A 6,000-nucleotide genomic window follows, 5' to 3' on the forward strand; every position below is an offset into this window, starting at 1 on the left:
CGACCCGGCCGCGCTCGTGATCGTCGTGGCCTGCCAGCTCATCGTCGGCGCCGCGACCGCGTTCGGCCTGCTGGCCACCAACCGGGTCCTGCAGCAGATCCTCGCGGTGGGGCCCACCCCCGACCGCGTCAAGGCCGCCGTGCCGGCGCTGGTCCTGGTCGCGGCCGCCGGCATCAGCGTCGCGGTGTTGACCGCCTGGTCCGGTGCCGCCTCCGGCCGGCTCCAGCCGAAGGTCGAGCACCTCGCCTACGACGAGCTCCTCAGCCGCGCCGCGAACGTCGAGCTGCTGCACTTCCAGGGCGCCCAGTTCCACGATCTCCTGGAGGCCGCGCAGTTCGGGGCCGGATGGATCGACATCGTCATCGATCAGGTCATCCGCATGCTGAAAGCGCTGATGGGCATGACCGCCGCCGCCGGCGTCCTGGGTGTGCTGCACCCTCTGCTGCTGCCGCTGCTGCCGCTCATCATCCTGCCGCGCGCCTGGGCGCTGGTGCGCTCCACTCTGCGCCGCAAGGCCTCCCGCCTGCGGTGGCTGACTCCCCTACGGCAGCAGCGCAGCCTGGCCCAGCTCCTGGTCGGAGCCGACCCCGCCGAGGAGATCCGCGCGCACGCCGCCGGGGACTTCCTGCTCCGCCACCACGACCGGATGGCCCTGCGCTCGGCACGGGAGCAGGCCCGCCTCGCCCGCGCCGACGCCGGAGGCGAACTGCTGGCCGGGGCACTGAGCGGCCTGACGACGGGCGCCACCTACGTGGTGCTCGGCTGGCTCCTGATCACCGGACGCATGCAGCTGGCCGCCGCCGGCACCGCCGTCCTGGCCATCCAGACCGGCACCAGTCAGCTGGGCAACCTGATCTATTCGATCAACAACGTGTTCGAACACGGCCTCTACACCGAGGACTGGGCCGCCGCCTGCCGCCAGGCCGAACGCCTGGCCATCCCCCGCGACGGCACCGGCCTGCGGCGGGCCGACGGTCCCGACCTGATCGAGGCACGCGACCTGCGCTTCAGCTACCCCAACGCCGACGAGCCCGCCCTCGACGGCGTCGACCTCACCATCAGCCGCGGCCAGATCGTCGCCCTGGTCGGGCACAACGGCTCCGGGAAGACCACGCTGGCGAAACTTCTCACCGGCCTCTACCTCCCCGAATCCGGATCGGTCACCTGGGACGGCACACCCACCACCGACCTCGACCGAACCCAGCTCTTCGACCAGGTGGCCCTGCTGTCCCAGGGCTACGAACGATGGCCCTTCACCGTGTCCGCCAACGTCGCCATCGGCCGCCACACCACCGGCCCCACCCCCGAAGCGCTCGCCTGCGCCGCCGCGGCCTCCGGCGCCACCGATCTCATCGCCTCCCTGCGGGACGGCTGGGACACGCTGCTCGCCCCCGAGTACCAGGGCGGGGTCGACCTGTCGGGCGGGCAGTGGCAGCGCATCGCGGTCACCCGCGCGTACTTCCGGGACGCGCCCGTGCTGGTCCTGGACGAGCCGACCGCCGCCCTCGATCCCCGCGCCGAGGCCGAGACCTTCGCCGGTGTGCGCGCCCTGGCCGGCGGACGCACGGTCATCCTCATCACCCATCGCCTGCACTCGGTGCAGCACGCCGACCGCATCTTCGTCCTGCAGGACGGCCGGGTCACGGAGAGCGGCAGCCACCAGGAGCTGCTGGATCTCGGCGGGGAATACGCGGAGCTGTGGTCATTGCAGGCGGCCCAGTACGGCATGGGCACCACCCCGTGATCTCGACCGGGCTCCCCCATCCTCGATGGGGGGCCGGTTCACTCGGCGGCGAGCGGTCAGAAGGACGGATGCGCGTGCACCTGTCGTCCCTCCACGTAGGTGGCCAGGACGGTGATGCCGCCCAGGTCACCGGGGGTTACGGCGAACGGGTCGGCGTCGGTGACGATGAGGTCGGCGAGCTTGCCGGGCTCGATGGTCCCGGTCCTGGTGTCGAGGTGGTTGATCCGGGCGGTGCCGATCGTGTACGCCGACAGGGCCGCCGCCACCGGCAGGCGCTGCGCGGGCAGGAACGGCCGCCCCGATCCGTCGGGGAGCATCCGGTTGACGGCGACGTGGATGCCGAGGAACGGGTCCGGGCTGCTGACCGGCCAGTCGCTGCCCGCGGCGAGGGCGGCGCCCGAGCGCAGGAGGTCGCCGAAGGGGTACTGCCAGGCGGCGCGCCGGTCGCCGAGGAAGGGAATGGTCAGCTCGTCCATCTGCGGCTCGTGCGCCGCCCACAACGGCTGGATGTTGGCGGTGACCTCCAGGGCCGCGAAGCGCGGCACGTCGTCGGGATGGACGACCTGCAGATGGGCGATGTGATGCCGGTTGCCCTTGCGCCCGTTGACCTTGAGCGCCGCCTCGAACGCGTCCAGCGCCTCCCGGGCGGCCCGGTCGCCGACGGCGTGCACGTGGACCTGGACCCCGACGGCGTCCAGCCGGGTGACGTAGGCGCGCAGGTCCTCGGGCCCGACGAAGCTGATGCCGCTGTTGCCGGTCCGGCATCCACAGCCGTCCAGGTAGGGGGAGGTCATGGCGGCGGTGTAGTTCTCCGCCACGCCGTCCTGCATGATCTTCACGCTGGTGGCTCTGAACCGTCCGGTGGTGGTACGGCGGGCGAGCAGTTCGGGGATCTGCTCCTCGCCCCGGTCCCGATCCCACCACAGGGCGCCGACCACGCGCCCGGTGAGTATCGAGGCGTCGGCGGCGGCTTCGTAGGCGCGCTGGACCTCCGGGCCGACCATCGCGTCCTGCCAGGCCGTCACTCCGGCCTGGTGCAGGCGTCGCTGGCCGGCCTGGAGGCCGCGGAGCAGGTCCTCCTCCGTGGGCTCGGGCACGTGCCTGCCCACGAGCGAGGCGGCGCCCTCGTGCAGGGTTCCTTGAGGGGTTCCGTCCGGTTCGCGCTCGATGCGCCCGTCGTTCGGGTCGGGGGTTCCGTCGTGGACGCCGCACAGCCGCAGGGCCTCGGTGTTGACCCACGCGCCGTGCCCGTCCCTGTTGGTCAGGTAGACCGGTCGGTCGGGGACGACCTCGTCGAGGGCGATCCGGCTCGGCGTGCCGCCGGGGAACCATTCCATGGACCATCCGCCGCCGGAGATCCAGCGCACCTCGGGATTGGCCGCGGCGTACGCGCGGACGACGGCGAGGGCGTCGGCGGCGTCCCGCGCCTCGTGCAGGTCGCACCGGGTCATGGAGAGCCCGGCCAGCACCGGGTGCACGTGGGCGTCCTGGAACCCGGGAAGCAGGGTCCGGCCGGCCAGATCGACGATCTCGGTCCGCGGGCCGGCCAGGTCGCGCACCTCCTCGACCTCGCCGAGCGCCAGGATCCGCCCGTCGCGCACGGCCACCGCGCGGCTGGGAGCGCCGGCCATGGGACGCACCCGGCCGTTGAGGAACACGATGTCGGCAGTTTTGTCGGCAAAAGCCATGTAAGTCTCCTCAGAGCTGCGGGCGGGTGGGCCACGGCAGGACGCGTTCGACGGCGGCGCCGATGTGGAAGACCGTCGCGTCGTCGTAGCTGCGGCCGACGATCTGCGTCCCCGTCGGCACGCCGTTCGACGCGAGACCGGACGGGACGTTGAGCACGGGGCAGCGGCTGGCGATGTTGAAGACGGTCGTCAGCGAGTACTCCAGGTAGTGGTCGAACTGGACCCCGTTGACCGTCAGCTTGGTGTCCACGTAGTCCTCGCCCGCGGGCAGCGCAGCGGTGCCCGCGGTGGGGCAGATCAGCGCGTCGTACCGGTCGAGCAGGTCGCCGATCACGGCGTAGATACGGCCCTCCAGCTCCAGCCCGGCCAGGAAGCCGTCCCGCGCCAGCGCGGCGCGCGAGTCCTCGGCGAAGGCGAGGGCGTAGGGCGTGAGCTCGTCGCGGTGTGTGTCCGCCACGCCGTCGACCATGGGGCCGAAGATGGCGCCGAAGTGGATGAAGGCCGCGCGCATGACGTCGGCGCGCCGCAACGGCACCTCCACCTGCTCCACGATGGCGCCGGCCGCGGCCAGCGCGTCGGCGACCGCGCGGGTGTTGGCCGCGACGTCCGGCTCGATCTCCCAGTTCCCCAGGTCGGGAGAATAGGCGATGCGCAGCCCCGCGACGTCGCCGAGGCGTTCGGGGAGGTGTACGGCGGGGCGGATGGAGACGACGTCGGCCGGGTGCGGCCCGACGATGACGTTCTGCAGGAGCGCGCAGTCGGCGACGGTACGGGCCATCGGCCCGTCATGGCAGTAGTGGTCCAGGTTGTACGGCGACATCGCGGGCACCCGCCCGTAAGGCGGCTTGTATCCGACTGTGCCGGTGGCCGCGGCGGGCAGCCGGATCGAGCCGCCGATGTCGGACCCCGTGGCGAGCGTCGCCGTCCCCGACGCCAGGGCCGCGCCCGCGCCGCCTGAGGAACCGCCGGGCGAGTAGTCCAGGTTCCAGGGGTTACGGGTGAGGCCCCACAGCCGGGAGTGCGTGTAGGCGGCGCAGCAGAACTCCGGCGTGGTGGTGCGGGCATGGACGATCCCGCCGGCGGCGACGACCCGTTCGACGACCGGATGGGTGGTGTCGGCGACGTGGCCGGCGTAGGCCAGGGAACCGTCGCTGGCGCGCATCCCCGCGATCGGCTGCTCGTCCTTGGTGGCGACCGGCAGCCCTTCGAGCGGTCGCGGCGACCCGTTGCCGAGGTAGGCGCGCTCGGCCTTCCTGGCCTGGTCGAGCGCCTCGTCGAACATCGTCTCGCTGAGCGCGTTGACCCGCGGCTCGACGGCCTCGGCCCGCTCGATGACCGCGGTCATGAGCTCGACGGGCGACAGGGCCCGGGTCCTGAACAGCTTCAGGGCTTGCGTGGCGGACAGGTGTGCGAGCTCACTCACATGATCTCCTGAAGGGCGCGCCGGTCGGCGGCGATCTGGGCGGGATCCCAGCCCGGCCGCGGCACGGAGTGCAGCAGCAGGCGGGTGTAGGGATGCTGGGGGGCGGCCAGGACCTGCGCGGTCGGCCCGGCCTCGACGACCTTGCCGCGGTGGAGCACGACGATGTCGTCGGCCGCGTGCCGGACCAGGGCCAGGTCGTGGGTGATGAACAGGTAGGCGATGTCGAGGTCGCGGCGGATGCTCGCCAGCAGGTCGAGGATCTGCGCCTGGATGGACACGTCGAGCGCCGAGGTGGCCTCGTCCAGGATCAGCACCTTCGGCGCGGTGGCCAGCGCGCGGGCGATGGCGACCCGCTGGCGCTGGCCGCCGGACAACCGCCTGGGCCGTACGGCGGCCTCACGCTCGCCGAGCCCGACGCGCTCCAGCAGTTCCTCGCGCCGGGCCCGGCGGGCCTGCTTGTCCAGGGCGAAATGCAGCCGTAGCGGCTCCTCCACGCATTCGCCCACGCTGATCCGCGGATCCAGGGAGAGGTAGGGGTCCTGGAAGACCATCTGGATCTCGCGCGCCCGCGACAGCCTGGCCCGGCGGCCCCGCGGGGCGCGGGAGCGGTTCCGGCCCTCGACGCTGATCCGCCCGGCGTCCGGGATCTCCAGGCCGACGAGCATCCGCGCGGTCGTCGTCTTGCCCGAGCCCGACTCGCCCACCACGGCGAGCGAGCCGCCGGCCCGCAGCGAGAAGGAGACGCCGTCCACGGCCGCCTTGTGGCCGTACGCCTTGCGCAGCCCCTCGACCTCCAGCACGTTCTCAGTCATGGACCGGCTCTCCAGCTCTCAGGCACGCCACCCGCGCGCGTTCCAGGATCTCCAGGTCGGGCCGTTGCTCCCGGCATCGCTCGACGGCCAGACCGCAACGGGCCTCGAAGGCGCACCCGGCCGGGGACTCGGCCAGCGACAACGGCCTGCCGGGCACGCCGTGCGGCGGCTCGTGCGACTCCAGCCGGGGCGTGGCCGCCAGCAGCCCGGCCGTGTACGGGTGCCGGGGCCGGGCGAAGAGCTCGCCGGTGGCCTGCTCCTCGACGATCCGGCCCGCGTACATCACGTAGATGCGGTCGCAGATGGCCGCGGCCAGCTCCAGGTCGTGGGTGA

Annotated in this window: 5 protein-coding genes; 1 reads left to right on the forward strand and 4 read right to left on the reverse strand. The window is 72.7% G+C overall.

All coding sequences use genetic code 11. The annotated features are described in order from the left end of the window. Nucleotides 1–1,744 (forward strand): ABC transporter ATP-binding protein (locus ACWCSD_RS46090; RefSeq protein ID WP_449925020.1); only part of this gene is annotated, 1,744 nt, incomplete at its 5' end. Between the two features lie 56 nt (nt 1,745–1,800). Here the strand turns inward: ACWCSD_RS46090 and ACWCSD_RS46095 are convergent. The 4 genes from ACWCSD_RS46095 to ACWCSD_RS46110 all read right to left on the reverse strand — a co-directional run. Next, on the reverse strand, nt 1,801–3,432 hold the full coding sequence (locus ACWCSD_RS46095) for an amidohydrolase (RefSeq protein WP_449925023.1): 1,632 nt from the start codon (nt 3,430–3,432) through the stop codon (nt 1,801–1,803). A gap of 10 nt (nt 3,433–3,442) precedes the next feature. Next, on the reverse strand, nt 3,443–4,855 hold the full coding sequence (locus ACWCSD_RS46100; RefSeq protein WP_449925026.1) for an amidase: 1,413 nt from the start codon (nt 4,853–4,855) through the stop codon (nt 3,443–3,445). Continuing rightward, nucleotides 4,852–5,667, reverse strand: a complete 816-nt coding sequence (locus ACWCSD_RS46105; RefSeq protein ID WP_449925029.1) for an ABC transporter ATP-binding protein — start codon at nt 5,665–5,667, stop codon at nt 4,852–4,854. The genes ACWCSD_RS46100 and ACWCSD_RS46105 overlap by 4 nt, the downstream gene beginning before the upstream one ends. Then, a partial coding sequence (locus ACWCSD_RS46110) for an oligopeptide/dipeptide ABC transporter ATP-binding protein (RefSeq protein ID WP_449925032.1) occupies nt 5,660–6,000 on the reverse strand: 341 nt, incomplete at its 5' end. The genes ACWCSD_RS46105 and ACWCSD_RS46110, both read right to left, overlap by 8 nt.

The organism is Nonomuraea sp. NPDC001684, from assembly GCF_053596515.1.

Bases quoted from the DNA above. Each gene is read 5' to 3' on its own strand.
- ACWCSD_RS46105 (WP_449925029.1), bottom strand. From the start codon at position 5,667: ATGACTGAGAACGTGCTGGAGGTCGAGGGGCTGCGCAAGGCGTACGGC.
- ACWCSD_RS46095 (WP_449925023.1), bottom strand. From the start codon at position 3,432: ATGGCTTTTGCCGACAAAACTGCCGACATCGTGTTCCTCAACGGCCGG.